Here is a 25,105-nt window from a genome sequence, read left to right as displayed (position 1 = left end):
AAATAATGTTTTGGCATTTTTATAAATATCGCACAAAAATACTGCTGCGAAATAAATCCATGTTGTTTTGGACATTGGCCTTTCCAATTCTTTTAGGATTGATGTTTATGGCGGCCTTTGGCGAGATTGATCAAGGTGGCAATCTCGAAACGATTAATACTGGAATTGTAATCAAAGCGGATCAAACAGCGCTTTCGGAAAATTTTACCACAGTCTTAGAACAAGTCGAAGTCAATGATAAACCATTATTTGAAGTACAGGAACTATCAGAAGTAGAAGCGAATGAAAAGCTAAACGCAGATGATTTGGCTGGTTTTTATCTCATTGATGGTTCATCTGTTTCGCTCCATGTGGGTCAAGCAGGAATGAGTCAGACGTTGATGAAAAACGTCATGGATCAATTTTTACAGCGTATTGGTATAATTTCGAGTAAAGTGGCAGAAGTGGAGAACGTTGATCTCGCGCCCATCATGACTGCTTTTGAACAAGAAGTATCTTTTCAAGAAGTTCATGCAGGTCGTAATATGAGTTTCAAAAGTTTTTATTTCTTCACTCTGATTGGAATGGCGATTCTCTACGGGACGATGTGGGGGGTCCGCAATGTACAGGATCAGCAAGCAAATCAATCGTCAAATGGTATTCGCTTGTCCTTGATTCCTAGAAAGCAATCGTTAGTTTCAATCGCTAATTTGGCAGCAAGCTTTACGATTGTTTTGACAGAGATTTATATTATGTTAGCTGTCTTTCGTTTTATCTATCAAGTAGACTTTGGTGAACGTTGGCAATGGTTGATGATTGTTACCGCTCTGGGGTCGTTGTGTGCGATTTTGTTAGGTACATTGGTTGGTAATTTGATACCAAAAATGAATCTGGTGCAAAAGGATAGCATCTTGATTTCAGTGACGATTGCGATGAGCTTTTTTGCTGGTATGATGGGGTCGGAACAAGTGAAGTATTGGATTGATCTTCATATTCCGATTGTTGGTCAATTAAATCTCGTCAACTTGATCAGCGAAAGTTTGTATAAACTTTATTTCTACACTGATTTGGCTAGTTTTTATACCAATCTTCTATGGTTGATCGGATTTATTTTCCTTTTTGCGTTAGGAAATGCTTGGATGGAAAGAGGGGTGCGTTATGATGCTTTATAAAACGATTTGGACATTGCTTAAAGCAAATAAATCGAATTTACTGATAGGTGTAATTATCACTGTTGTTGCCACATTCTTTTTTGCGCAAAATATTGATGTTGAAAATACCTCTCTGCAAGATGCGAAAATCGCCTTGATTAGTGAAGAAGAGTCGCCTGTAGTCGATGGCCTTCGTAAATATTTGAATGACAAGGAAACAGTCGTTACATTGGATGGAACCTCACAAAAAGAAATCGATGATGCTCTTTATTTTAATCGTGTAAACATTATCTTACATCTGCCTGCAGACTTTACCGAACAAGTCGAAGTAGGAAAGATGCCGACGATCAAGATACAGAGTCGCCCAGATGCCTTTTCTAAAACAGTTGTTACACAGCAAGTGAACACCTTTTTGCAAACACTGATTCTGTTTCAATAAGAAGATAAAACAATCGATGCAGCTATGGAACAGACACAAATGGCACTCTCGGTTACTGGAGAAGTTGAGCTAAGTGCGGGATATAGTCAGCGGATGAAAAAGCTGTTGACGGGCACAACCTTTAATTTCTTGTCTTATGGGTTGTTTCTATCCATTTTTAGCGGTTTCAGCGTCATCAATCTAGCGTTTAATCGCAAAGAGATCAGTAAACGAAACCAGAGTGCGCCCATTACCAAACGAAACTTGAATCGCAAAGTAACCTTTAGTTTGATTAGTTACTCGCTGCTGTTGTTCAGCGGCTTCTTACTTCTAATGGTTCTGTTAGTGATCCACACCTCGTGGGATATAACGGTATGGTATCATATTTTAAATACTTTCTTGTTTTTATTGCCGGTCATTAGCTTTTCGGCTTGTATCACTTCATTGGTAAAAAACTCAGAAACCAGCGGTGGGATCAAAGATATTTTTATCACAGGCAGTTGCTTTATCGGTGGGGTGTTTGTACCAGCAGAATACTTGCCAGAAATGGTTAGCAAAATAGCGGCATTCACACCAACATATTGGTTTGTTCAAAATAATAACTTGATCAGTGAAACACTCAGTTACAATCAAACATTTGCAGAATCTTTTTGGTTCAATGGTTGTGTCTTAGTTGCTTTTGCTGCGGTGTTTTCAATGATCCAATTTATTTTGGGTAAAGAAAGAAACTATCGATGGCAACCCAATTGGGCAAAGAATTAACTGCATAGTAAAAAAAGGACTGTGACAAAAGTCGTGTCACAGTCCTTTTTTCCGAATAAACGGTGTTCCAGATGTAGCTTCTGACAAAACCTCTTTTATTAACACCAAAACAACTGTTTAGTTGTGGTTATTGTGATATCAAAAGGTCGTTTTTCCATTTCTTCTCCATCTTCTTGACCATGTTGCGGTGTTGTTGAAACGATACGTAATCTGTTTGTTGTGTAGTGATGGAAATATTTCGATTTCAATTGTTTTTTCTGTATAAGTAAAAGAATGAGCCACAAGATTTTAAAGAAATTGATTCGTTCGACCACGACAAAATCAATGACTGGTTTAGACGCATCAGCAGTTGGAACAATCGCGATTCCTCCGCCAAAAAAAGGATGCTTCGTTGCTGTACATAAAAATGCGTTTGAAAAACTTAATTGTTTTCCTCCTGCATCTACCAGAATTGGAAATCCTTTTTGAGTGAATAAAGCACGGAGAATAGAGAATAAATACGAAAATGATCCTAAGTTGTATTTGTTCAATCGCTTTTTTGTGGAAGAATGATTTGTCGCATGGACGATAGCTGCATCTAATCCTATACCGAAATTATTAACAGCTATTCCTTTTTTTTTACTTATTTTTTCTTCATAAGCCATTATGTGGACTTTTTCTGGTGATTGAGCTGCTAAAATCAGCTGAAGTCCTTTTTTGGGATTTTTTGGAAGGCCTGCCCCTCGAGCAAAATCATTTCCAGAACCTGCTGGAATATAAGCAACTGGGAATTCTACTTCCATCTGATAGAAAGTATCAAGTACCTGATGTAAGGTGCCGTCACCTCCTACGATGATCAAAAGGGGGAAAGTATCGATTGTTTTCTGTTCTTCTTCTATCCAAGGAATCAATGTTTCTTTTGCCAAAGTTTCAGCAATCTCAGCATCGTGTCCTTTGTATTCACTATAATGAAGTGTATAGTCAATATGCTTATTTTTTAATACCGGTAAAATTCTTTCTGCTACTTTATAGCCATTTCCGCTGCCTGCCGATGGATTGATCAATATATGATAATGGAATTTCATAATTTCCTCCTGCTATTCAATAAAACAAGATATTTTAATACTCCTGTTTGCTCGTTAACCAATAATTAGCAAGCTTTTTCTATTTTTTGAATGAAAGAAACTTGTTTTTTCAAAAAAATCTGTTACAAAATTAATTCTTGGTTATTATAGCAGAAGTCTAGGAAAATGAAAAAGGTCCGAAGACCGAAAAACACAAAAAAGCCTAGCAAGCGCATGATCCATTACTTACGTAAGGAGAAGTTCCAAGGTTCGGCATGTCCACTTAGATCTTCAGCTGCTTGCTAGACCGTTCTCTAGTAAGAGGTTGCTCAAATTCCCACATCCTTTTTTATTTATTTAAGTTTCACAACAATTCTGTTCTTGCAGATCCTACTTCGTCTGCTTTACTGGGAATTCTTATGACCCCTTACACTTACTTTATACCATATCCCACGATTTTTAGCAAACGTTTACATTGTTTAAGCTTTTGCTTTTTTTTAAAACAGATAAGACGGATTGAAATAAATGAAAAGTCTGTTATAATTATTGTTTGTTTCACATAACCGCGGTTCATCAACCATCCCGCGTTAAAAAAACTAGGAGAAAAGAGGAGAGAAAATGCAAAAAACGAAAAGCAGACAACGGTTATCCGTAATCGTTGTAAATGGCATCATCATGGCTCTTTATCTAGCGTTAACTATTTTAGTTGCGCCTGTATCCTCAGGGCCGATCCAGTTTCGTATTTCAGAAAGTTTGAATCATTTAGTTGTCTTTAACCGTAAATTGCTTTGGGGAGTTTTAGGCGGGGTCATCGTCTATAATGCCTTCTTTGGTTTTGGTATCATGGATGTGGTTTTTGGTGGCGGCCAAACATTGCTTTCTTTAGGCCTGACAGCTTTATTGCAAAACAAAGTGAAAAATGTAAAGATGCGTTTAGTATTGAACACGATCTTCTTTACCATCAGCATGGGACTGATTGCTTATATGTTAGTTCCAACAGGTGGCCAAGCATTTTGGACAACCTATGGCACGCTTGCATTAAGTGAGTTTATCGTCATGGCTGTTTCAGCACCATTGATGTATTATTTAGATCGCGCGCTTGATTTTGAAAAGCGTGTCTAATTATAAAAAGCGAAAAAAGAAAGCAGATTAGCTGTTTTCTTTTTTCGCTTTTTGATTATGCTTCTTGGTTTTGCAAATTTTCAATTTCTACCACTTTATAATTCTTTTTCTCTAAGTGGTTGACGATCGTTTCACATACTTTCGCTTCAGTGTTAGCCGGTAGCGTGATCAATGTACGTCGAATGTATTCGTCTTTTTCGATATCAAGAGTAATACAGCTGGCAATGCTGCTGTGTTTTGAAATGATTTTTGCAATAGCAGCCAAATCTCCTTGCTTTCCTGTGGAAGCAATTGTCAGTACATAGCTTCCTTGTTCTACGCTCCAAGATTGAGAGAGCATATTAAGCAACGTACTATGTGTCAAAATACCATAAAAATGATTTTCACTGTCAAGGACAGCAATATAAGGAAGCTCTTTGATCGTAAAGAATACTTTGAAGAAAGAAGTATCCAGGTAAATGAACTTTGTAGCGTTTTTCAAAAGATGAGTGACAGGAAGCGTCATATCACCGCCATTTGCTTTATGACGATAGATATGCATTTTGTAAATGTTTCCACGGAAAATATTACCTGAAGAATCTAAGATCGGCACACAACGGTATCCGGAAGTTTCTAAAATTTTTAATGCTTCTTCTAATGTACTAGTCTCTGTAACGGTTGTCAGATCTTTTTTCTTATATACAAGTGTTTTTAATAGCATCGCTATACCTCCAATTGTCTCATTTTAGCTTAATTTCAAATTAATCATATCATAATTTTATCCAAAACAATAGATAGTTTATTTCACAAATTGACAAGTAAAAAGTTACGTGATACTGTTATGAAGTATAAGTCTGATTCTCAGCAAGGGGGCAGAAGTAAATGGCAAAGAAAAAAGCAGCACTCGCTTGTTCCGTTTGTGGGTCTCGCAACTACACAAAATCAGTCAGTGAAGGAAAAAGCGGCGAACGTTTGGAAATCAATAAGTTTTGTAAATATTGTAATCAATATACATTACATAAAGAAACGAAATAAACAGTAGCAAGGGAGGTTGTCTCATGAAATTTCTAAAAAGCGTAAAAGATGAAATCAAACAAGTAACTTGGCCAAGCAGAAAACAACTCCGTAAAGATACGTTAGTAGTCATCGAAACTTCTATTATTTTCGGATTGATGTTTTACGTAATGGATACAGCCATCCAAAGCTTATTTGGCTGGATCTTAAAATAACTCGCTAGCCACAACGTACTTTTAGTGCTATAATGAAGCGAAAGAAAAACTTCGGGTGTACTGAGGTTTTTTTATTTTACAATGAAATGAGGAGCCTTCAATGGAATCTTTTGAAAAAAACTGGTATGTCTTGCATACATATTCAGGATATGAAAACAAAGTAAAAGCAAATATCGAATCTCGTGCGCAAAGTATGAAAATGGCCGACTTTATTTTCCGTGTCGTTGTTCCTGAAGAAAAAGAAACTGAAGTCAAAAATGGGAAAGAAAAAGAAATCGTTCATAAAACATTCCCAGGATACGTACTTGTTGAAATGATCATGACAGACGCTTCATGGTATGTTGTCCGCAACACACCTGGTGTGACAGGATTCGTTGGTTCACACGGAGCCGGAAGCAAACCAGCACCATTACTTCCAGAAGAAGTCAATCATATCTTGCGTTCTATCGGTATGAGCCTGCGACAAAATGATCTAGAAGTAGAAGTTGGCGAAGTCGTGAAAATCATCGAAGGCGCATTTGCTGGATTAGAAGGACAAGTAACAGAAGTTGACGGAGAAAAAGAAAAATTGAAAGTCAACATCGATATGTTTGGACGTGAAACCAGTACAGAACTTGATTTCGATCAAGTAGATAAAATCGATTAATAAAGAGACTTGAAATGTCGATCATATGATTGGCCTTTCAAGTCTTTCTTTTTTCTATATGGAAAGGAAGAGGTGTATGACAGAACCAATCAAAAATTTATGCAAACGTGCAACTGCAGCAGCTTTAGTCCTTATCAGTTTGTTTGCGTTAAGTGGTTGCCAGACGACGAAGATAAATACTACTGAAGTTTCTGATAAAGAAAAAACGGCAGAATCCAGTAAAGTGATAGAAAAAACCACTATTCCAACACTTTTTTTCCACGGCTACAGCGGGACAGAAAATTCCTTTAAAGGGATGTTGCGGCGTTTGGAAAAAAATCAGCAAGCAGTAAAAGAATTGGTTTTAACAGTAGGAACAGATGGACAAATACAAGCAACAGGAGATTTGTCTGGAAAAGCAGACAATCCGATGGTCCAAGTATTGTTTGAAGATAATAAAAATAACGAGTGGAATCAAGCAGAATGGATCAAAACTTGTCTTTTGTATCTGAAAGAAAACTACGGCATAGATAAAGTCAACATAGTGGGGCATTCCATGGGAGGAGTTAGTGCACTACGCTATTTAGGAACGTATGGACAGGATACGTCATTGCCACAAGTTCAGACATTAACAGCAATTGGCGCGCCTTTTAATGATTTTGTCGATGATAGTGCGCAGTCTCTGACAGATGAGTTAGCAAAGGGGCCTGCTGTTGTTTCTAACCGCTATCAAGATTACCAGCAAATGATCGGTAATATTCCTATAACCACTCGATTTTTCTTGATTGCTGGTCAACTAGATGAAACAGACTTGAGTGATGGAACAGTACCGTTAAACAGTGCATTAGCGGTCTATGCGTTGTTGAAGCAACGCGGAAATGAAATAGAGGAAAAAGTAGTGACAGGTGAAAATGCCTCTCATAGTATGCTTCATGAAAACCAAGAAGTAGATCAGCTTGTAAGTCGATTTATTTGGAAAGAATAGCGATAAAAGTATCTGAGAGTAAATGTTTGCTTACTTTTTGTAAGTTTAGTATGATTTATATGTAATCAAGAAGATGAAAGAAGGATCTACTATGACTTATCATACAAGTAATGAAGAACATCCAATCGATATTGTAAACATTGCCTCACTAGAAGGTCGTGTAAAAGAGCGCATGGAAGCAGGAGCTTTTGGCTATATTCGCGGTGGTTCTGAAGATGAGTGGACGATGAAAGAAAATACGACTTCTTTTAATTCAAAGAAAATCATGCCACGGATATTACGCGGAATCGACTCAGCCGATTTGCATACATCTGTTTTCGGAATTGAATTAGATACACCGATTATCCAAGCGCCATCAGCGGCCCAAGGATTGGCACATGAAAAAGGGGAAGCTGATACAGCTAAAGGAGTAGCTGCTGCTGGATCAATCTTTTCCATCAGCACTTATGCAAATACGACAATCAAAGACGCAGCCGATGCAGCGCCAGGCGCACCGCAGTTTTTCCAATTATATATGAGTAAAGACGACAGATTCAATGAGTTCATTTTGAACAAAGCAGTAGAAGCAGGGGCTAAATCTATCATTTTAACGGCAGATTCAACGCTCGGTGGTTACCGTGAAGAAGACGTCATCAATCAATTCCAATTTCCATTACCAATGCCTAACTTAGCTGCTTATAGCGAACAAAGTGCAAGTGGTAATGGCGAAGGAAAAGGAATCGCAGAAATTTATGCAGCTGCAAAACAAGGCTTGACACCAGATGACATCAAAACAATCAAAGAAATCACCCATCTTCCAGTTATCGTAAAAGGAATACAATCGCCAGAAGATGCAGTAATCGCTATCTCTGCAGGGGCAGATGGTATCTGGGTATCCAATCATGGTGGACGTCAATTAGATGGAGGTCCTGCTTCCTTTGAAGTATTGCCAAAAATTGCCGAAGTAGTCAACAAACGTGTACCAGTGATTTTCGACTCTGGTGTCCGTCGAGGAGAGCATGTCTTCAAAGCTCTGGCAAGTGGTGCTGACTTAGTTGCGATTGGCCGACCAGTGATTTATGGGTTGAATCTAGGTGGGGCAGAAGGAGTAACATCTGTTTTTGAACACCTGAACAAAGAATTGTCGATCACGATGCAACTTGCAGGAACAAAAACGATCGATGAAGTAAAAAATACGAAATTGATGGATTAATAAAAAACGAAGAGAAGGACAACTAGTCCTCTCTTCGTTTTTTGTTATGAAGATAACTAACCTCTTAATACTCGAAATTAAGGAGCTTTATCACGCCCTCTTATTTAAAATCTCTTCCGCAAGTCGTTTAGCAGTTGGCGTAACAGCTAAGCCACCTTCTGCTGTTTCTTTGAAAATCGACGGCATTTGACGTCCGACTTGGTACATTGCAGCAACGACTTCATCCGGCGGAATGACACTTTCGATACCCGCTAATGCCATATCAGCAGAGATAAAAGCTTGAGAAGAGCCTAAAGCATTACGTTTGACACACGGGACTTCAACTAAGCCTGCAACGGGATCGCAAATCAGTCCCATCATATTTTTCAATGTAATGGCTACTGCTTGTGCTGCTTGATGAGGAGTCCCATTTTTTGCACAAACCAAAGCTGCTGCTGCCATTGCACTTGCAGAACCAACTTCTGCTTGACATCCCCCTTCTGCACCACTGATAGAAGCGTTGTTTGCGATGACTAACCCGAAAGCGCCAGCGGTAAATAAGAATTCCAATTGCTGTTCATGTGTCAAATCAAGCCGATCTCGGACAGCCATCAGCACACCAGGAACAACACCCGCGCTTCCGGCAGTCGGTGTAGCACAAATCAACCCCATTTTTGCATTGACTTCATTAACAGCTACAGCATTGCGTACAGCTTTTAAGATTGTTTCTCCACTTAAAAAGTCTGCCTCATTTAAATAATCATCTAATTTTTTTGCATCACCACCGGTAATTCCTGTGACGGAGGTAACACCTTCTTTTCCCTCGTTGATTGATTGTTCCATTACTGAGAGGTTTTTTTCCATGATCTCGATGATGTGACTACGGGAACGGCCACTCATTTCCATTTCAACTGCAATCATCAATTCTGCTACACTTGGATAAGCTTTTGCTTGATCTACTAATTCTTCAATCGATAAAAACATTTTTTTAGCTCCTTAATCGAAATAATTTACGCTGTCGATATTTGGCAGCTGTTTGAGTCTTTTTACCGTTTCTTCTACTTGAGGATCATCTACTTCAATTATCATAATGGCATTTTCACCTTTTGATTCCCGTGTCACTGTCATAGTGCCGATATTCGTATTGGTCTCAGAAAGTATACTAGTCACTTTAGCAATCATACCTGGAACATCTTGGTGGACAACGATCAAGGTAGGAGTACCCATGCTTAAAGAAATTTTGAATCCATTCAATTCAGAAATCTGGATATTGCCACCGCCGATCGAAATGCCAGTGACTGAAAGCTTTCGTGTTCCTTTTTTTAGAAGCATCTTTACAGAGTTTGGATGTTCGGCTTTTTCACTCTTAGGAACAAACAAGACTTCCATACCGGCTTCATATGCCAATTTCAAAGAATCAGCTAAACGTTCATCATCGGGTTCCATCCCTAACAGGCCGCCAACTAATGCAATATCTGTTCCGTGCCCCCGATAGGTTTTTGCAAATGATTCATATAGATAAATATCTACAGAATCAGGTTGTTCGCCAAATATACTACGTATGATTTTCCCGATTCTAGCAGCTCCGGCAGTGTGAGAGCTACTTGGACCAATCATCACAGGTCCAATAATATCAAAGACACTTCTATACCTTAAATCTTTCATTTTCTCCACCTCATTTTGTTATGTAGGAATCTTTGTACAAGGGTCTAAAAAACCGTGTTATTGTTTGCTTTCATCTGTTGAACCATGCTAGCGCAAGTGTAACATAAAAGAAGAAATGAGAACGAAAAATTGTTGTTTTTTTAGAATAAATTTAGCGTTTATTCAAGCAAAATGTAAAAATAGCAGAAAAAAATCTTGAAAAAACAAATAAATTTGCTATACTGTACCAGTGTGCATTGTTTTGCACATTATTTGTCTGGATTTTTTCAGATCAGATAAAACGTGGGAGGAGAAATATGCATCTCCAATTAACCACATCACGGACTTAAGGAGGTATGTCTCGTGGCAAAGAAAGTAGAAAAAATCGTTAAATTGCAAATTCCTGCAGGTAAAGCAACTCCAGCTCCACCAGTAGGTCCTGCACTAGGTCAAGCGGGTATCAATATCATGGGATTCACAAAAGAATTCAACGCTCGTACAGCTGATCAAGCAGGTTTGATCATTCCGGTTGTTATTTCTGTATACGAAGACCGTTCATTCACATTCGTTACAAAAACACCGCCAGCTGCTGTTCTATTGAAAAAAGCAGCTAAAATCGAAAAAGGTTCAGGCGAACCAAACAAAAATAAAGTTGCGAAAGTTTCTAGCGATCAAGTAAGAGAAATCGCTGAATTAAAAATGGAAGACCTAAACGCAGCTAACGTTGAAGCAGCAATGCGCATGGTTGAAGGAACTGCACGAAGCATGGGGATCACTGTAGAATAATCTATACACCCTAAGACAGCAGCTTCTCAGTTGGCTCTATATTGAAAGATATAGAACACGTGGGAGGTACAACCGTTATAACCACAATCAAGGAGGAACCAAAATGGCTAAAAAGAGCAAAAAAATGCAAGATGCATTAAAAAAAGTTGATTCAAGTAAAGTTTATCCTGTTGCCGAAGCAGTAGCTTTAGCAAAAGAAACAAACATTGCAAAATTTGATGCAACAGTTGAAGTTGCATACCGTTTGAACGTAGACCCTAAAAAAGCAGACCAACAAATCCGTGGTGCTGTTGTATTACCAAACGGAACTGGTAAAACACAAACTGTTTTAGTTTTTGCTAAAGGAGACAAAGCAAAAGAAGCTGAAGCAGCTGGTGCAGATTTCGTAGGTGACGACGACATGGTTCAAAAAATCCAAAACGGATGGTTTGACTTTGATGTAGTTGTTGCAACACCTGATATGATGGCTACTGTAGGTCGTCTAGGACGAGTATTAGGACCAAAAGGCTTAATGCCAAATCCTAAAACTGGTACAGTTACAATGGACGTAACAAAAGCAGTAAACGAAGTGAAAGCTGGTAAAGTAACTTACCGTGTGGACAAAGCTGGAAATATCCATGTACCAATCGGAAAAGTTTCATTTGACGATGAAAAATTAGTTGAAAACTTTGCAGCAATCCATGATGTATTGCTAAAAGCTAAACCATCAGCAGCTAAAGGTCAATACATGAAAAATGTAACGATCACAACAACATTTGGACCTGGTATCCATGTTGACCAAGCTTCTTTCTAATTAAATATTAGAATGTTGATTGATCCAACTGAAAAATAATTCTTGACTCAACTAGTTTAGCATGCTAAGCTAGTTGAGGTTAATAATTAACTTGTACCGAAGACAGTAGGTGGCATCAAGCCTTAATTTCCTACCGAGGACGTTTATTGAATATATTCAATAGTCCCTCTATGTCTGCGGTGGCATAGAGTTTTTTATTGTGAATCACTATGAACGAAGTGAAGAGATGATGAACAATACTGGTTGAGCAAAGTAACTATAAAAGTGACTTGCCTTTTCAGTGCAAAAAACTCTTCCATCAAAATTCAGGAGGTGAAACTCAAAAATGAGTGAAGCAATTATCGCAAAAAAAGCAGCAATCGTTGATGAAGTAAGCGAAAAATTTACAGCAGCTGCATCAGTAGTAGTCGTTGACTACCGCGGATTAACAGTTGATGAAGTAACACGTTTACGTAAACAACTTCGTGATGCTAACGTAGAAATGAAAGTTATCAAAAATTCTATTCTTTCACGTGCAGCTAAAAAAGCTGGCCTTGAAGGCATGGACGAAGTATTCACTGGACCTACAGCTGTTGCATTCAGTAACGAAGATGTAGTCGCACCAGCGAAAATCATGGACGAATTTGCTAAAGAAGCAAAAGCATTAGAAATCAAAGGCGGTATCATCGAAGGTAAAGTCTCTTCATTGGAAGAAATCACAGCATTGGCAAAATTGCCAAATCGCGAAGGACTTCTATCTATGTTGCTATCTGTACTACAAGCGCCAGTCCGCAACGTGGCTTACGCTGTCAAAGCAGTGGCAGACAAAGAAGATGGAGATGCAGCTTAATTGCCGCATAAAGCATTAAATAAAAAAGAACAATTAAACGGAGGAAATTATAATGGCATTGAACATTGAAAACATCGTTGCTGAGTTAAAAGAAGCAACTATCCTAGAACTTAACGACCTAGTTAAAGCTATTGAAGAAGAATTTGGCGTATCTGCTGCTGCTCCTGTAGCTGTAGCTGCTGCTGGTGGCGCTGCTGCTGCTGAAGAACAAACAGAATTCACTGTAGAATTAACTGCAGCTGGAGACCAAAAAGTTAAAGTTATCAAAGCAGTTCGTGAAGCAACTGGTTTAGGCTTGAAAGAAGCTAAAGCTGTAGTTGATGGCGCTCCTGCACCAGTTAAAGAAGGCGTATCTAAAGAAGAAGCTGAAGAATTGAAAGCTAAACTTGAAGAAGTTGGCGCATCTGTAACTGTTAAATAATTTTTACTATTTAGAAGCACTGAGATCCTATGTTGGATTTCGGTGCTTTTTTGTTTTTATGTTAAACTATTATTTAATCCTGAATAATTCATAGCTTTAATTCTTTGGCACATTTTATTGAAATATGTATCACTAATATCCCTATCAACTGATTTTGACTAAAAAGTTACTTCAAACATTCACTGTTCAAAAATATTGAGGAATAAATTTTGGGTGTAAGGCATTTTGAGCATACTTCTCCCTGGATAACTTCCCAGTAAAAAAATCGTTAGATTGTTGGATTAGATCCATTGACTGGCTCGCCTCAGGCGAGCAAAGACCCTGTAGAATTCATTCTGATACACATGATAACTAGATAATTTGAGATAGACTCGTCTACCCGTTTGGACTAATTTCCCAGCAACTTTCAGAAACTTCAATCGAATAGAATGAATGGTCATTCCCTTTTGGACTTCTTCAAAGCCAATCGTTCTTAAGAAGTTGACTAAGTTGTAAGCTATCAAGCTGAGCATCATTCGGACATGATTCTCCAAAAAGCGAGGACTGTCTGTTTTGTCAAAGTAAAAGCCAGCTTTCGCTTCTTTAATGAAGTTCTCCATTGTGCCACGTTTGGCATAGATAGAAAAGATGGTATCAGGAGAAACATTTTCTGATAGATTCGTCACGATAAATTCATGTCGAAAGAGTAGTTCGCCCGCTTCACGTGTTGAGCGTATACACACGCGACGACTTTGTGACCAGGATTGTGCTTGATAAGTGGTCGAGAAGTACTGAACTTCTCGTTCTTCCCACTTTTGATTATCGCCATAAAGTACTGATTTCTCAGCTATTTGACCTAGTCTACGATTATTCTTCAGTCGAATAACATAATGACTCTTTTTTGATTCACACGAATCATACACACCAGGTGTAGCGAACCCGCTGTCTCCACGAACCAAGATGTCAGTGTTTGGTAGAGAGTGATTATAGTGCTCTAATAAAGGTGTGAGAAACTCCTTTACGCCTTTTGATGTATATTGATTTCCTGAACGTAGTTCAGCTTTTAAGAAGTCACCAGTCAATCCGTCAAAAGCTACCAATGGATGGTAACCATAGGTTTGGTAGTGTGTATTATAATTCGTTTGTTCTTGGTGACCAAATGTATCTGAATGGGTCGAATCTAAATCAATGATTAATTCCGTATCATTACGGATGAGGCGTGCTTTATCGATAAGTTCTTGGTTCAAAGCTTGAAGTTCATGGATATTCTCCTCAGATAGTCGATCTAAAAATCGGGAAAGTGAAGATTGAGAAGCGAGTTCTTTCCTATCTAAAACAGCTTTAAACACAGGATCTTGTCTCAGGAGATTAGCTGCAGAATCAGCTGAGTAACCAGCAATTAATTGCATAATGAACTGCTCAAGTATGGATAAGTTGTCATGAGTAAAATACGCTCGTTCGTCTTCAATGTGAATGTGTTGCTTAGCCAGTTCAGAAAAACCAAAGATGTTCATCAGCTCTTTCACTAGGACGAGACCCGAATCACTCGATAATTGACCACCTGTATGAGAAATAGTGATATTTGAATTGAATTTTACTTGGTTTTTGTGTAAGCTAGTCATGAAAAGAACTCCTTTCTTTTGGTTGGTTTAGTCACTTTAACCATAGCAGAAAGGGGTTCTTTTTTCATCACTTAACGGGTGAAGATGAAAAAGTAATTGTAAGCTGCCGTGAGGCAGTTTCACATGGTTTTAATTAAAAGTATGAATTATTCAGGTTAATGAATATAGATTTTTTTCAGGAGGAAATATGAAAAAGAAAATAATCCGATTGATGTTGATCACGTTGGGAATCATTCTGATACTGGTAGTGGGCTATCGGTTGTATTTAGAATATCAGACAGACATCCAATTATTTTTAAATCCGAGAGCGAGTAAGGCAGAGCTACTCGCACATATTCGTTCGCATGGGACTTTTGCATCGATACTCTTGATCGTATTGACAGCGGTGATGTGTGCTGTTCCAGGTATTCCTACTTCAGTAGTTGGAGTCATCGCTGGTTTGAGCTTTGGTCCGTTTATTGGGGCAGGTATCAATGTTTTAGGGAATGCTTTGGGCAATATCTCCGCTGTGTTTTTGATGCACCGATTGAAATTTTTAGATAAGAAAACCGAAACGAATCATTGGGTGCAATCTATTCGGCAAATGAAACATCCAAAAATAGGCGTAATGTTAGGTTACATGATACCGGTGATCCCATCTTCTATGGTCAATTTTGCTGCAGATGCGATGAAATTGCCTCTACAGCAAATCATATTGTCGATCGTGATTGGAGTCATCCCTTCGTCTGTGTTGTATGCGTGTGGTGGAGAAGCTCTGTTTCATGGATATAATAAAACTGCAGTTATGTTGGTTGCAAGTGTTACTGTACTAGTAGGGTTAGTTGTCTTTATTTATAAAGATCGCAAGAAAAAACAAGGAAAACAAAAGCACAAATAATAAGTGTGGCGAATAGTTGTATTTTTCTATTTCCAATCTTTTCCATAAGTTGTAAACTAAGATAGGAAATGGGGGAAATCAATGAAGAGTAATGAAAAAACACCTTTAACAACTTCGCTTATTTTACTATTATCAATCACTTGTGGCGTTGTTGTTGCCAATATGTATTATATCCAGCCGATTGGAACGAAAGTAGCAGCAAGCTTATCTGTTAGCACAAGTGCAGTCGGGATATTGACGATGTTGACCCAATTAGGCTATGCGTTAGGGTTACTGTTTTTAGTTCCTTTAGGGGACGTGGTGGATCGTCCAAAATTGATCATTCGAATGGCAGCGTTATCTGCCGTCTCTCTGTTGGCCGCTTTTTTTGCGCCTTCGTTTACGTTATTTGCATGCGCTTCTTTCTTGATTGGGTTACTTTCAATCGTACCACAGATCATCATTCCTTATGGTGCGGTATTAGCGGGACCAAAAGCAAGAGGGAAGGTCATGGGTACATTGCTTAGCGGTTTACTCGTGGGGATTTTGCTTTCTCGCACGGTATCTGGCATTGTTGCAAGTCTTTTTTCTTGGCGGATGATCTATTTATTTGCTTTATGTGCAGTCGGAATTCTTACACTTCTGCTTTACTGGAAAATGCCGCGTTCTGTCCAGCAAAGTAGTACAGCTGTTTCATACCTTGATTCACTTAAAAGTTTGCCGCATTTAGTTGCTTCTCAACGTCTATTAAGAGAAGCGGCAGTCAGTGGATTTTTCATGTTTGGAACATTTTCTATCTTTTGGTCTACGTTGATTTTTTATATCAGCAGTCCCGCCTACAATTGGGGAACATTCGAAGCAGGGATATTAGCGATTTTTGGTTTGTCTGGAGCAGTTGCTGCACCTATCGTGGGACGACTGGCAGATTCTTATTCTGAAAGAAAAATCGTGTATATGGGACTTGTTATGCAAACAATAAGCTTTATTGCTTTATTGGTTGGCGGAAGCCATTTGGCCATTTTGCTTTTAGCTATTATTTTATTAGACGTCGGGAATCAATTTGGTCAAGTCGCCAATCAAACACGAGTACAAGGGCTAGGTGAAGCAGCAAGCAACCGAAATAATACTGTATTTATGTTTATGTACTTTATTGGAGGTGCGGCTGGTTCATTGCTAGGGACGACAATGTGGCAGCAGTATGGCTGGTTAGGTGTAACGGTTAGCGGGCTTGTTTTTCAAGGATGTGCGTTCTTCTTTCAAACAGTTGTTTTTAAAGGAAAGAGAAATCTCGAAAATAAAAAATAGACGAAAAGAGGTTGTGAAAAGCTGTTCTGCATCAAGTAATAAGAATAGCCAAATAAAAATAGCTCCTCATATTTTGCCGTTTTTTGAGCTAATACCGAAGGTCAGCTAATTGGCCACCATTTATTCAGAAGAAGGAGTTGTGACAAAACTTTTGTCACAGCTCCTTTTTTTCAACTATTCAATCAAACGTTTATTTTGGTTCAATCTCAATGACTCGTTGCACAAGATCTTGATAAAATTCTTGTTCATGAGAGACGATGATTACTGTTCCTGGAAATTTCTGTATCCCGTCTTGTAAGCTTTCTTTCGTTTCTTGATCGATATGGTTCGTCGGTTCATCGAGAATCAGTAAATTACCTTGGTTCATTGTCAACTGTGCAAGTTTTACCTTAGTTTGTTCCCCACCACTTAATGTAGTGAGAGGTTCACTTGCTAATTGATTAACTAACCCTGCTTTAGCTAGTTGGCGACGTAATTCTTTGATAGTCGCTTTTGGAAATTGACTGCTTAAATATTGTAGTGGTGTTTCTAATGGATTTTCCCAGTACAGATCTTGTGAAAAGTAATTGATTTTTGTGTTATCTGGGAAGTGGAAATCGCCACTTATTTTTTCAATCTCACCGATCAGTGTTTTTAATAAAGTAGATTTTCCAATCCCGTTGAAGCCTCGAATAGCAATATTTTCACCAAAGCGGATGGTCAAATTGATGGGTGCAAGTAGCGGTCGATCATATCCGATGACTAAATCAGTTGTTTCCACTGCTAATGTCGTGACAATAGGCGAGAATGGAAAATCAAAGACAGCTTTACTTGCTGAAGCTGGAGGCGTCAGCCGTTCGATTTTATCTAATTGTTTTTGTCGGCTTTTTGCCATCGTTGATCGGGAACCGGCTTTGTATTTTCGAATATAAGCTTCGGTCTTTTCGATTTGTTTTTGTTGAGCATGATATTGGCGCAAATAGCTTTCGCGATTTTGTTCCTTTTGTTTCAATGCTTGTTTTAGATGGCCAGTATACTTAGTAATCTTTCCAAACTCGATGTCTGCGATATGGGTGGTGATCTGATCAAGAAATTCTTGGTCATGGGAAATCACGATATACGCACCGTCAAAATCCTGAAGAAACTGCGTCAGCCATTGGATATGCTGATCATCTAAGTGATTGGTTGGTTCATCTAAGATCAGAACATCTGGGTTTTCTAAAAGTAGTTTTGCTAAAATCACCTTTGAACGTTGTCCACCACTTAGATTTTTCAACAGTGAATCTAAACCTAAGACATCGATCCCCAACCCGCTGCTCATCTCAGCAACTAAGGTGTCGATTTGATAAAACACTCCTTGGTCTAATTCCGTTTGGAGTTTCCCAGCTTTTTCCAGCAAGGAATCATCGAAGGTCTCGCTATATGTTTGGTAAAGAAAAGCAATTTTTTCTTCCTTTTCGTATTCTTTTGTGTACGCAGTTTTTAGAAATTCTTCGATTGTTAATGTTTCATCGACTTCCACATATTGATCGAGGTAACCTTTGTGAATATTTTTTTGCCAATGGATCTGTCCGTCATCTGGTAAGATCTCACCAGTGATGATTTTAATCAATGTACTTTTGCCGGCTCCGTTTTGTCCAATCAGCCCAAGATGTTCGCCAGCATTTAATTGCAGATCGACACCTTCATAGAGGATTTTGTCGCCAAATTGCTGGGTAATGTTGTTTAATGTCAGTATACTCATAATAACTCCTTTTTCATAAAAAAACTGCAGACATAAAGCGTCCACAGTGAATCACTTGCTTGATTTTCATGCAACATGGATTGTTTGATTGAACCATCTTATGAAACCTAACACGGATTCCTATTTATTGTCAAGAAAATGAAAAAAATTCAATTTGGTCTATACTAATTATTGTAAAAAGAAAAAAAGAATGCTATAATTGGGCTATACCAAAATACAAAGGAGCAATCACTATGGAAATCATTCGTGTAAAAAACGCTGAAGAAGGCGGAAAAAAAGCATTTGAAATCATCAAAGAAGGTATGTACAAAGGTGCAAAAGTATTAGGATTGGCAACAGGAAGCACACCAGTTACTTTATATAAAGAAATGACTTCAAGCGATTTGGATTTCAGTGAAATGACTTCTGTAAACTTAGATGAGTACGTTGGACTAGGCGGTTCAGATGAACAAAGCTACCGTCATTTCATGGATGTCCAATTATTTGATAAAAAACCATTCAAAGAAACGTTTGTACCAGATGGAAAAGCAGAAGATCTGGAAGCAGCATGCAAAAAGTATGATCAAATCATCGATGCACATCCAATCGATATCCAAATCTTAGGAATCGGGCAAAATGGACATATCGGTTTCAATGAACCTGGTGCTTCATTTGACGGAACGACTTCAGTAGTTGACTTAACAGAATCAACAATCAATGCAAACAAACGATTCTTCGATAAAGCAGAAGATGTACCAACAAAAGCTGTTTCAATGGGAATCGGTTCAATTATGAAAAGTAAAGAAATCGTCTTGATGGCATTTGGCGAAAGCAAAGCTGATGCAATCAAAGGGATGATTGAAGGACCTGTAACGAATCATTTACCAGCAAGTGTATTGCAAAACCACGACAATGTTGTTGTGATCATCGATGAAGAAGCAGCAAGTAAGTTGTAATTTTCAATAGTAGGCTAAAGAGGTTGTGAGATCAGCGTTTTGACCTGAGTATTAGAGAAGACAAAGGAAAAATAGCTCCCCATATTTTGCCGTTTGTTGAGCTAATACCGAGGGTCAGCTGATTGAACACCGTTTATTCATAAAAAGGACTATGACAAAAATTTTGTCATAGTCCTTTTTTCGTAAAAGGTAAAAATTGCACTTTTTTTGTCTGCTCCTTTCAGACATGATATATTGGACTGGAGGGTGTTTAGATGAATGATATGGTATTGACAATTCCAGAGATTATTTTACGTTTAGGGATCGCTATGCTATTTGGCGGAGCAATCGGTTTTGAACGACAATATAAAAATCGTCCAGCAGGTATGCGTACGCATATTTTAGTTTGTATGGGTGCATGTATCATTGCATTGATCCAAGTTGAGATCGCTAGTGGTGCATTAAGAGATGCTTTAGAGTATCCACAGCTTGCTGGAACGATTCGTTCAGATGAAGCAAGGCTGATTGCTCAAGTGGTGAGTGGTGTCGGTTTCTTAGGCGCGGGAACGATCATCGTCACGAAACAATCGGTGACGGGACTTACGACTGCCGCTTCTTTATGGGCAATTGCTGGATTAGGGATCGCCATCGGCATGGGTTACTATTCCATTGCGATCATCAGTTTTATCGGGATTGCTATTGCACTCACAGTAGTGAAACGCGTGATCCATGTACCTACGACTAAAAAGTTAGAAATCCAATTTATCCATAGAAAAGAAACCAAAGATTTTCTTACCGATTATTTTGAAGAGAAAAATATCGTAATCGAAGATGTGAATTTTGACGTAAAATTCGTTGATGACTACCGAGTGTACAAAAATATCTATACGATTGATCTTCCAAAAGGGCTCACTTATGCCGATGTGATCGAGGAGTTGTCCGTACACAAAAATATCACAAAGTTGCATTTAGTCAGTATTGCGCAATAAATGATCTGAGGTTGTAAAATAGATGTCCTACATCAAGTAATAAGCCCAGCCAAATAAAAATAGTTCCTTATATTTTTCGTTTGGCTGGGCTTATTACGAAGATGCAAGCTTTTGAACACCGTTTATTTGGAAAAAGGGACTGCAGTATAATTTTTGTCACTACTCCAAACCGTGTTTTTGTTTAAGTACTCGTCTACTCATTAAAATATGTTTATTTTTTTTTGTTTTTTTTAAGCAAATGAAAATCTCAGCGCGTAACTCTTTGTTAAATGATAGAATAGAAGTATCAAAGGACCTTGGAGGAGATGTATGCAATCACGTTTTAAACAATCAAAATTATTTTTCTGGACAGTGGAGCTAGTACTCACGATCATCGGCGTGTACTTTATTTTACAAATGCCGAATATTTTTAGTCCAATATTGAAAATGCTTTCGGCTATTTTTTTACCATTGCTTGTTGCTGGTTTTATCTATTATATGTTCGATCCAATCGTTGTTTTTCTCGAAAAGCATCGGATCCCGAGAGTGTTCGGTTTTTTATTGACGTTTTTGGTCGTAATCATTTTAGTTGTTTTAACTGTCATGAATGTAGTGCCTCAGTTAATGGAACAGACAATTCAATTGACCCAGAGCTTGCCAACGTATGCAGATGAAACAAGCAAATGGTTAAATGAATTGGCGCAGCGGGAAGAGTTTAAAAATTTCAATTTGGAAGAACAATTAGCATCAGCAAATTTATCTCTTAGTAATTTGTTCAATATCATATTAGTCAGTTTATCTGCAAGTGTCTCAAAAATCATTTCATTTATGATGCAATTTTTTATTTTGTTATTTACCGTTCCATTTATTTTGCTATTTATGTTCAAGGATGGGCACAAATTTATTGATGCGTTGTCTCACTTCTTTCCGAAAGCGATTCGTAAAGAGTTACGCCAAACGGTAAAAGAATTAAACGAAACATTATCTGCCTATATCAGCAGTACGATCTTAGATGCTTTGATTATTGGTGTAATGAGCTTTTTGGCAATGAGAATATTCGATCAGCCTTATAGCTTGTTGCTTGCGGTCATTTGCGGAATCACGAATATTATCCCGTATGTCGGCCCTTTTATTGGAGCGGTACCAGCAATCATTGTCGGTTTGTTTATCTCTCCATTTCAAGCTTTGTATATGGCGTTGTCGATTTTAGTGATCCAACAATTAGATGGAAATTTGATCAAGCCGTTGTTATTTGGGAAATCAATGAATATCCATCCTTTGACGATCATCTTGGTATTGATTGGAGCAGGAAGTGTCGCAGGAATATTAGGCATGCTGATTTGCATACCTGTCTATGCAGTGATTAAGACGATAATATTAAATATCCGGAAAATCTATTTATTGAGAAGAATGGAACATGTTTCGGAAAAGTTAGACAGTCCAAAAGTGCTGGAAGAAACAAGTGAATAAGCATAAAAAAGAGTTCAGTGTACATTTAAAATATCTGTACGCTAAACTCTTTTTATTTTTCGAAAAATTTTTGAATTAAAATAAATCCTTATTCCAATCCAATCAAATAATCGTCGTCTTTCATCGCTTCTACATGACCTAACAAATAGCCGTTTCCGACTTGTGAGAAGAAGTCATGGTTGCTTGTGCCTGTTGAAATCCCGTTCATTACGATTGGGTTGACATCATTGGCAGTATCTGGAAAGAGTGGATCCATCCCTAAGTTCATCAATGCTTTGTTGGCATTATAGCGTAGGAATGTCTTGACTTCTTCTGTCCAGCCGATTGGATCGTATAATTCTTCTGTATAACGTTCTTCGTTTTCGTAAAGCTCATAAAGAAGATTGTACATCCAGTCTTTTAACGTTTCTTGTTCTGCTTCAGGTAACTCGTTGAATCCTAATTGGAATTTGTAACCGATGTAGGTTCCATGTACAGATTCATCTCGGATGATTAGTTTGATGATCTCTGCTACGTTAGCCAATTTGTTGTTTCCTAAATAATAAAGAGGAGTATAAAAACCTGAATAGAACAAGAATGTTTCTAAAAAGACGCTGGCAATTTTCTTTTCTAGCGGTGTACCGTGTTTGTAGATTTCATTGATACGCTCAGCTTTTTTTTGCAGATAAGGATTCGTATTTGTCCAGTCAAAAATTTCTTCGATTTCTTTTTTCGTATTCAGTGTACTAAAAATAGAAGAATAACTTTTGGCATGAACGGATTCCATGAATTGAATATTGTTCAAAACGGCTTCTTCATGGGGAGTGCGGACATCTTTACGCAACTGATCCATGCCACTTTCAGATTGGACAGTATCTAGCAGTGTCAAACCGCCAAATACATGTCCTACTGTATCTTTTTCCAATTGAGACAATGTACGCCAATCATCTAGGTCATTTGAAAGTGGGATACGTGTATCTAGCCAAAATTGCTCTGTCAGCTTCTCCCAAGTGGATTTATCAATGATATCTTCAATTTCATTCCAGTTTATTGCTTCATAATATGTTTCTGACATGAGAATGCTCCTTTAATTAAAATATGAATAAGCGAATCTATCTATGATATTAGATCACGCAGCTTTCACATTGATTGCTTCCGATTTCTTCTGCATCATCAGTAAAGGTACGTACGTAATAAATGGATTTGATTCCTTTGTGGAAAGCGTAATGTCTTAAAATATTCAAATCACGTGTCGTTTGCTTCGTTGTTGTCTTCCATTCATAAATGCCTTCTGGGATTTCAGAACGCATGAATAAAGTCAAACTCATGCCTTGATCGACGTGTTGTTGTGCCGTTGCATAAACATCGATTACTTTACGCATGTCCATATCATAAGCAGAAGTGTAATACGGAATCGTCTCATTGGATAGATAAGGCGCTGGGTAATAAATTTTACCGATTTTCTTCTCTTGGCGTTCTTCGATCATGCGAGTGATAGGATGAATACTTGCACTCGTATCGTTGATATATGAAATTGAGCCATTTGGTGCTACTGCCAAGCGATTTTGATGATACAGTCCATCTTTCATTACTGCTTGTTTCAAAGCATTCCAATCTTCAGCAGTTGGGATAAAAATGCCTTCAAACAATGCTTTGACTTTTTCTGATTTTGGCTGGAATTCTCCAGTTACGTATTTTTCGAAATAAGTGCCGTCAGCATAAGCTGATTTTTCAAAATTATGGAAAACTTGTTTTCTTTCACGAGCGATATTGTTGCTTTCAACAAGTGTCCAATAATTCAACAGCATGAAGTAAATATTTGTAAAGTCTAATGAATCCTCTGAGCCATATTCCATTTGTTCTTTTGCAAGATAAGTGTGTAAGCCCATGGCACCTAATCCAATCGTATGATTCAGCTTATTTCCGTTTTGGATCGGTGGTACGACATCGATATCAGATGCATCTGTAATAAATGTCAATGCACGAGTCATCGTACGCACAGATTGACCAAAGTTAGGGCTTTGCATCAAATTCACGATATTTGTCGAGCCTAAGTTACATGAGATATCTGTTCCTAATACTTCATATTCCTGTTTGCCGTTAATCACAGAAGGCGTTTGAACTTGTAAAATCTCTGAACATAAATTACTCATGATGATCTTGCCATCGATTGGATTCTCGCGGTTCGCTGTATCAATATTGATTACGTAAGGATAGCCAGATTCTTGTTGTAATTTTGAGATTTCATTTTCAAGATCACGCGCTTTGATTTTTTGTTTGCGAATGTTTGGATTTGCAACTAGATGATCATACTCAGCTGTAATATTTACATAAGAGAATGGGACACCATATTCTTTTTCGACACTATATGGACTAAATAAATACATATCTTCGTTTTTACGTGTCAATTCATAAAATTTATCAGGTACGATCACGCCAAGAGAAAGAGTTTTTACGCGAATCTTTTCATCTGCATTTTCTTTTTTTGCTGAAAGGAAAGCAATAATGTCTGGATGGAAAACGTTCAAATAAACCACGCCAGCTCCTTGACGCTGACCTAATTGATTAGAATAGCTGAAACTATCTTCGAATAATTTCATGACTGGAACGACACCACTTGCAGCACCCTCATATCCTTTGATAGGAGCGCCGGCTTCACGAAGATTTGATAAAGTAATCCCTACGCCGCCACCAATACGGGACAATTGCAAAGCAGAGTTGATTGAGCGCCCGATAGAGTTCATATCGTCAGTGACTTGAGTCAAGAAACAAGACACCAATTCGCCCCGACGTTTACGTCCAGCATTCAAGAAAGAAGGTGTAGCTGGCTGATATCGTTGATGGATCATTTCGTCTGCAAGAGCAAGTGCTAATTCTTCATCCCCGTTCGCAAAGTAAAGCGCATTGAAGGCTACTCGATCTTCATAAGTTTCCAGATAAGCGGAACCGTCGTTGGTTTTCAACGCATATTGAGAATAAAATTTGTAAGCAGCCATAAAAGATTTGAAAGAAAAATGTTGCTCGTCCAAAAATTGATATAGCTTTTCAATAAATGATGGTGAATACAATTGAATGAATTCTGCTTCTATATATTCTTGATCGATCAAGTAATTGATTTTTTCCATAATAGATGGAAAAGTCATCGTATTTGGTTTGACATTTTCCTCAAAAAAGGCAACTAAAGCTTCTTTATCCTTATTCAAAGGGATTTGACCATTGACTGGCCGATTGATTTCATTATTCAGCTTGAAATAACTGACATCTTGTAAATTTTTAAGACTCATACGTACGCCCAACCTTCATTTCGTATTTGATGATGCTTGATTGCAAATCATTGCATTGTTTTTAAGCT

The 25,105-nt window shown here is 38.0% G+C and carries 24 protein-coding genes, 1 pseudogene, 1 riboswitch and 1 other annotated feature; of the genes and pseudogenes, 17 read left to right on the top strand and 8 right to left on the bottom strand.

All coding sequences use genetic code 11. From position 1 onward, the window contains the following. The first annotated feature begins 5 nt into the window (after positions 1–5). Together IGJ87_RS10335 and IGJ87_RS10330 are read left to right on the top strand one after the other, a co-directional pair. Positions 6–1,151 carry an ABC transporter permease gene (locus tag IGJ87_RS10335; protein WP_002301301.1) on the top strand — a complete coding sequence of 382 codons (1,146 nt, stop codon included), beginning with the start codon at positions 6–8 and terminating at the stop codon, positions 1,149–1,151. Beyond that, positions 1,138–2,310: pseudogene (locus IGJ87_RS10330) on the top strand (ABC transporter permease). Before IGJ87_RS10335 ends, IGJ87_RS10330 begins: the two are co-directional and overlap by 14 nt. 98 nt (positions 2,311–2,408) lie before the next feature. Here the strand turns inward: IGJ87_RS10330 and IGJ87_RS10325 are convergent. Beyond that, complete coding sequence (locus IGJ87_RS10325) at positions 2,409–3,374, bottom strand: diacylglycerol/lipid kinase family protein (RefSeq protein ID WP_113787873.1); 966 nt, start codon at positions 3,372–3,374, stop codon at positions 2,409–2,411. A gap of 538 nt (positions 3,375–3,912) precedes the next feature. Further along, a riboswitch (PreQ1 riboswitch) is annotated at positions 3,913–3,959 on the top strand. 12 nt (positions 3,960–3,971) lie between these two features. Here IGJ87_RS10325 and IGJ87_RS10320 point away from each other — a divergent pair. Then, the gene (locus IGJ87_RS10320; protein ID WP_002294548.1) at positions 3,972–4,475 is read left to right on the top strand and encodes a QueT transporter family protein; all 504 of its coding nucleotides are present in this window, start codon (positions 3,972–3,974) and stop codon (positions 4,473–4,475) included. Between the two features lie 55 nt (positions 4,476–4,530). On the opposite strand, the gene cbpA is transcribed toward IGJ87_RS10320, so the two are convergent. Then, on the bottom strand, positions 4,531–5,175 hold the full coding sequence (gene cbpA / locus IGJ87_RS10315) for a cyclic di-AMP binding protein CbpA (RefSeq protein ID WP_002294577.1): 645 nt from the start codon (positions 5,173–5,175) through the stop codon (positions 4,531–4,533). A 161-nt stretch (positions 5,176–5,336) separates the two neighbouring features. Between cbpA and rpmG the strand changes: the two genes are divergently transcribed. From rpmG to IGJ87_RS10290, 5 genes are all read left to right on the top strand, one after another. Further along, positions 5,337–5,489, top strand: a complete 153-nt coding sequence (gene rpmG / locus IGJ87_RS10310) for a 50S ribosomal protein L33 (protein WP_002294578.1) — start codon at positions 5,337–5,339, stop codon at positions 5,487–5,489. Between the two features lie 23 nt (positions 5,490–5,512). Beyond that, positions 5,513–5,683, top strand: a complete 171-nt coding sequence (gene secE, locus IGJ87_RS10305; RefSeq protein WP_002294579.1) for a preprotein translocase subunit SecE — start codon at positions 5,513–5,515, stop codon at positions 5,681–5,683. 100 nt (positions 5,684–5,783) lie between these two features. Continuing rightward, positions 5,784–6,329, top strand: coding sequence for a transcription termination/antitermination protein NusG (nusG, locus tag IGJ87_RS10300; protein ID WP_002294580.1), 546 nt, complete (start codon positions 5,784–5,786; stop codon positions 6,327–6,329). A gap of 76 nt (positions 6,330–6,405) precedes the next feature. Next, on the top strand, positions 6,406–7,293 hold the full coding sequence (locus IGJ87_RS10295; RefSeq protein ID WP_002294581.1) for an alpha/beta fold hydrolase: 888 nt from the start codon (positions 6,406–6,408) through the stop codon (positions 7,291–7,293). Positions 7,294–7,384: 91 nt separating this feature from the next. Next, positions 7,385–8,485 carry a lactate oxidase gene (locus tag IGJ87_RS10290; RefSeq protein WP_002301343.1) on the top strand — a complete coding sequence of 367 codons (1,101 nt, stop codon included), beginning with the start codon at positions 7,385–7,387 and terminating at the stop codon, positions 8,483–8,485. Positions 8,486–8,575: 90 nt separating this feature from the next. Here IGJ87_RS10290 and sdaAA read toward each other — a convergent pair whose 3' ends face one another. Both sdaAA and sdaAB read right to left on the bottom strand, forming a co-directional pair. After that, positions 8,576–9,448: an L-serine ammonia-lyase, iron-sulfur-dependent, subunit alpha gene (sdaAA, locus tag IGJ87_RS10285; RefSeq protein ID WP_002294584.1), complete on the bottom strand. Its 873-nt coding sequence runs from the start codon at positions 9,446–9,448 to the stop codon at positions 8,576–8,578. Between the two features lie 12 nt (positions 9,449–9,460). Further along, positions 9,461–10,129: an L-serine ammonia-lyase, iron-sulfur-dependent subunit beta gene (gene sdaAB, locus IGJ87_RS10280; RefSeq protein WP_002294585.1), complete on the bottom strand. Its 669-nt coding sequence runs from the start codon at positions 10,127–10,129 to the stop codon at positions 9,461–9,463. Between the two features lie 342 nt (positions 10,130–10,471). On the opposite strand from sdaAB, the gene rplK reads away from it, so the two are divergent. The 4 genes from rplK to rplL all read left to right on the top strand — a co-directional run bounded on the left by rplK (position 10,472) and on the right by rplL (position 12,937). After that, the gene (gene rplK / locus IGJ87_RS10275) at positions 10,472–10,894 is read left to right on the top strand and encodes a 50S ribosomal protein L11 (protein ID WP_002291638.1); all 423 of its coding nucleotides are present in this window, start codon (positions 10,472–10,474) and stop codon (positions 10,892–10,894) included. Positions 10,895–10,997: 103 nt separating this feature from the next. Beyond that, positions 10,998–11,687, top strand: coding sequence for a 50S ribosomal protein L1 (rplA, locus tag IGJ87_RS10270; RefSeq protein ID WP_002294587.1), 690 nt, complete (start codon positions 10,998–11,000; stop codon positions 11,685–11,687). A gap of 78 nt (positions 11,688–11,765) precedes the next feature. Continuing rightward, positions 11,766–11,893: a sequence feature (ribosomal protein L10 leader region), on the top strand. Positions 11,894–12,012: 119 nt separating this feature from the next. Beyond that, complete coding sequence (rplJ, locus tag IGJ87_RS10265) at positions 12,013–12,516, top strand: 50S ribosomal protein L10 (RefSeq protein WP_002291634.1); 504 nt, start codon at positions 12,013–12,015, stop codon at positions 12,514–12,516. 52 nt (positions 12,517–12,568) lie between these two features. Further along, on the top strand, positions 12,569–12,937 hold the full coding sequence (gene rplL, locus IGJ87_RS10260; protein ID WP_002294588.1) for a 50S ribosomal protein L7/L12: 369 nt from the start codon (positions 12,569–12,571) through the stop codon (positions 12,935–12,937). A 281-nt stretch (positions 12,938–13,218) separates the two neighbouring features. Here the strand turns inward: rplL and IGJ87_RS10255 are convergent, their stop codons facing one another. Further along, positions 13,219–14,538: an IS1380-like element IS1678 family transposase gene (locus IGJ87_RS10255; protein ID WP_000202380.1), complete on the bottom strand. Its 1,320-nt coding sequence runs from the start codon at positions 14,536–14,538 to the stop codon at positions 13,219–13,221. Between the two features lie 187 nt (positions 14,539–14,725). On the opposite strand from IGJ87_RS10255, the gene IGJ87_RS10250 reads away from it, so the two are divergent. Next, positions 14,726–15,415, top strand: coding sequence for a TVP38/TMEM64 family protein (locus tag IGJ87_RS10250; RefSeq protein WP_002301342.1), 690 nt, complete (start codon positions 14,726–14,728; stop codon positions 15,413–15,415). A gap of 81 nt (positions 15,416–15,496) precedes the next feature. Next, the gene (locus tag IGJ87_RS10245) at positions 15,497–16,699 is read left to right on the top strand and encodes an MFS transporter (RefSeq protein WP_002301341.1); all 1,203 of its coding nucleotides are present in this window, start codon (positions 15,497–15,499) and stop codon (positions 16,697–16,699) included. Positions 16,700–16,889: 190 nt separating this feature from the next. On the opposite strand, the gene IGJ87_RS10240 is transcribed toward IGJ87_RS10245, so the two are convergent. After that, complete coding sequence (locus IGJ87_RS10240) at positions 16,890–18,422, bottom strand: ABC-F family ATP-binding cassette domain-containing protein (protein ID WP_002300319.1); 1,533 nt, start codon at positions 18,420–18,422, stop codon at positions 16,890–16,892. 233 nt (positions 18,423–18,655) lie between these two features. On the opposite strand from IGJ87_RS10240, the gene nagB reads away from it, so the two are divergent. The 3 genes from nagB (at position 18,656) to IGJ87_RS10225 (ending at position 21,774) form a co-directional block, all read left to right on the top strand. Further along, complete coding sequence (gene nagB / locus IGJ87_RS10235) at positions 18,656–19,357, top strand: glucosamine-6-phosphate deaminase (protein WP_430609348.1); 702 nt, start codon at positions 18,656–18,658, stop codon at positions 19,355–19,357. Between the two features lie 254 nt (positions 19,358–19,611). After that, positions 19,612–20,325, top strand: a complete 714-nt coding sequence (locus IGJ87_RS10230; protein ID WP_002287788.1) for an MgtC/SapB family protein — start codon at positions 19,612–19,614, stop codon at positions 20,323–20,325. 309 nt (positions 20,326–20,634) lie between these two features. Continuing rightward, the gene (locus IGJ87_RS10225; protein WP_002298514.1) at positions 20,635–21,774 is read left to right on the top strand and encodes an AI-2E family transporter; all 1,140 of its coding nucleotides are present in this window, start codon (positions 20,635–20,637) and stop codon (positions 21,772–21,774) included. Positions 21,775–21,862: 88 nt separating this feature from the next. On the opposite strand, the gene nrdF is transcribed toward IGJ87_RS10225, so the two are convergent. Both nrdF and nrdE read right to left on the bottom strand, forming a co-directional pair. Further along, positions 21,863–22,828 carry a class 1b ribonucleoside-diphosphate reductase subunit beta gene (gene nrdF, locus IGJ87_RS10220; protein ID WP_002287792.1) on the bottom strand — a complete coding sequence of 322 codons (966 nt, stop codon included), beginning with the start codon at positions 22,826–22,828 and terminating at the stop codon, positions 21,863–21,865. 49 nt (positions 22,829–22,877) lie between these two features. Continuing rightward, entirely contained in the window at positions 22,878–25,037 is a 2,160-nt protein-coding gene (gene nrdE, locus IGJ87_RS10215; protein ID WP_002287793.1) for a class 1b ribonucleoside-diphosphate reductase subunit alpha, read from the bottom strand. Between the last annotated feature and the right edge of the window lie 68 nt (positions 25,038–25,105).

Source organism: Enterococcus sp. DIV1411a (assembly GCF_050531945.1).
GTDB lineage: Bacteria > Bacillota > Bacilli > Lactobacillales > Enterococcaceae > Enterococcus_B > Enterococcus_B faecium.
Note: the sequence above shows the minus strand (reverse complement) of the source record. Positions and strands in the feature narration are given on the sequence as shown.

Coding starts and splice junctions, on each gene's coding strand:
- IGJ87_RS10335 (WP_002301301.1), top strand. CDS start 6: ATGTTTTGGCATTTTTATAAATATCGCACAAAAATACTGCTGCGAAAT.
- IGJ87_RS10225 (WP_002298514.1), top strand. CDS start 20,635: ATGCAATCACGTTTTAAACAATCAAAATTATTTTTCTGGACAGTGGAG.
- nrdF (WP_002287792.1), bottom strand. CDS start 22,828: ATGTCAGAAACATATTATGAAGCAATAAACTGGAATGAAATTGAAGAT.
- IGJ87_RS10255 (WP_000202380.1), bottom strand. CDS start 14,538: ATGACTAGCTTACACAAAAACCAAGTAAAATTCAATTCAAATATCACT.
- sdaAB (WP_002294585.1), bottom strand. CDS start 10,129: ATGAAAGATTTAAGGTATAGAAGTGTCTTTGATATTATTGGACCTGTG.
- nrdE (WP_002287793.1), bottom strand. CDS start 25,037: ATGAGTCTTAAAAATTTACAAGATGTCAGTTATTTCAAGCTGAATAAT.
- sdaAA (WP_002294584.1), bottom strand. CDS start 9,448: ATGTTTTTATCGATTGAAGAATTAGTAGATCAAGCAAAAGCTTATCCA.
- rplL (WP_002294588.1), top strand. CDS start 12,569: ATGGCATTGAACATTGAAAACATCGTTGCTGAGTTAAAAGAAGCAACT.
- IGJ87_RS10290 (WP_002301343.1), top strand. CDS start 7,385: ATGACTTATCATACAAGTAATGAAGAACATCCAATCGATATTGTAAAC.
- IGJ87_RS10325 (WP_113787873.1), bottom strand. CDS start 3,374: ATGAAATTCCATTATCATATATTGATCAATCCATCGGCAGGCAGCGGA.
- IGJ87_RS10295 (WP_002294581.1), top strand. CDS start 6,406: ATGACAGAACCAATCAAAAATTTATGCAAACGTGCAACTGCAGCAGCT.
- IGJ87_RS10245 (WP_002301341.1), top strand. CDS start 15,497: ATGAAGAGTAATGAAAAAACACCTTTAACAACTTCGCTTATTTTACTA.
- IGJ87_RS10240 (WP_002300319.1), bottom strand. CDS start 18,422: ATGAGTATACTGACATTAAACAACATTACCCAGCAATTTGGCGACAAA.
- IGJ87_RS10320 (WP_002294548.1), top strand. CDS start 3,972: ATGCAAAAAACGAAAAGCAGACAACGGTTATCCGTAATCGTTGTAAAT.
- rpmG (WP_002294578.1), top strand. CDS start 5,337: ATGGCAAAGAAAAAAGCAGCACTCGCTTGTTCCGTTTGTGGGTCTCGC.
- IGJ87_RS10230 (WP_002287788.1), top strand. CDS start 19,612: ATGAATGATATGGTATTGACAATTCCAGAGATTATTTTACGTTTAGGG.
- nusG (WP_002294580.1), top strand. CDS start 5,784: ATGGAATCTTTTGAAAAAAACTGGTATGTCTTGCATACATATTCAGGA.
- IGJ87_RS10250 (WP_002301342.1), top strand. CDS start 14,726: ATGAAAAAGAAAATAATCCGATTGATGTTGATCACGTTGGGAATCATT.
- rplA (WP_002294587.1), top strand. CDS start 10,998: ATGGCTAAAAAGAGCAAAAAAATGCAAGATGCATTAAAAAAAGTTGAT.
- nagB (WP_430609348.1), top strand. CDS start 18,656: ATGGAAATCATTCGTGTAAAAAACGCTGAAGAAGGCGGAAAAAAAGCA.
- cbpA (WP_002294577.1), bottom strand. CDS start 5,175: ATGCTATTAAAAACACTTGTATATAAGAAAAAAGATCTGACAACCGTT.
- rplJ (WP_002291634.1), top strand. CDS start 12,013: ATGAGTGAAGCAATTATCGCAAAAAAAGCAGCAATCGTTGATGAAGTA.
- secE (WP_002294579.1), top strand. CDS start 5,513: ATGAAATTTCTAAAAAGCGTAAAAGATGAAATCAAACAAGTAACTTGG.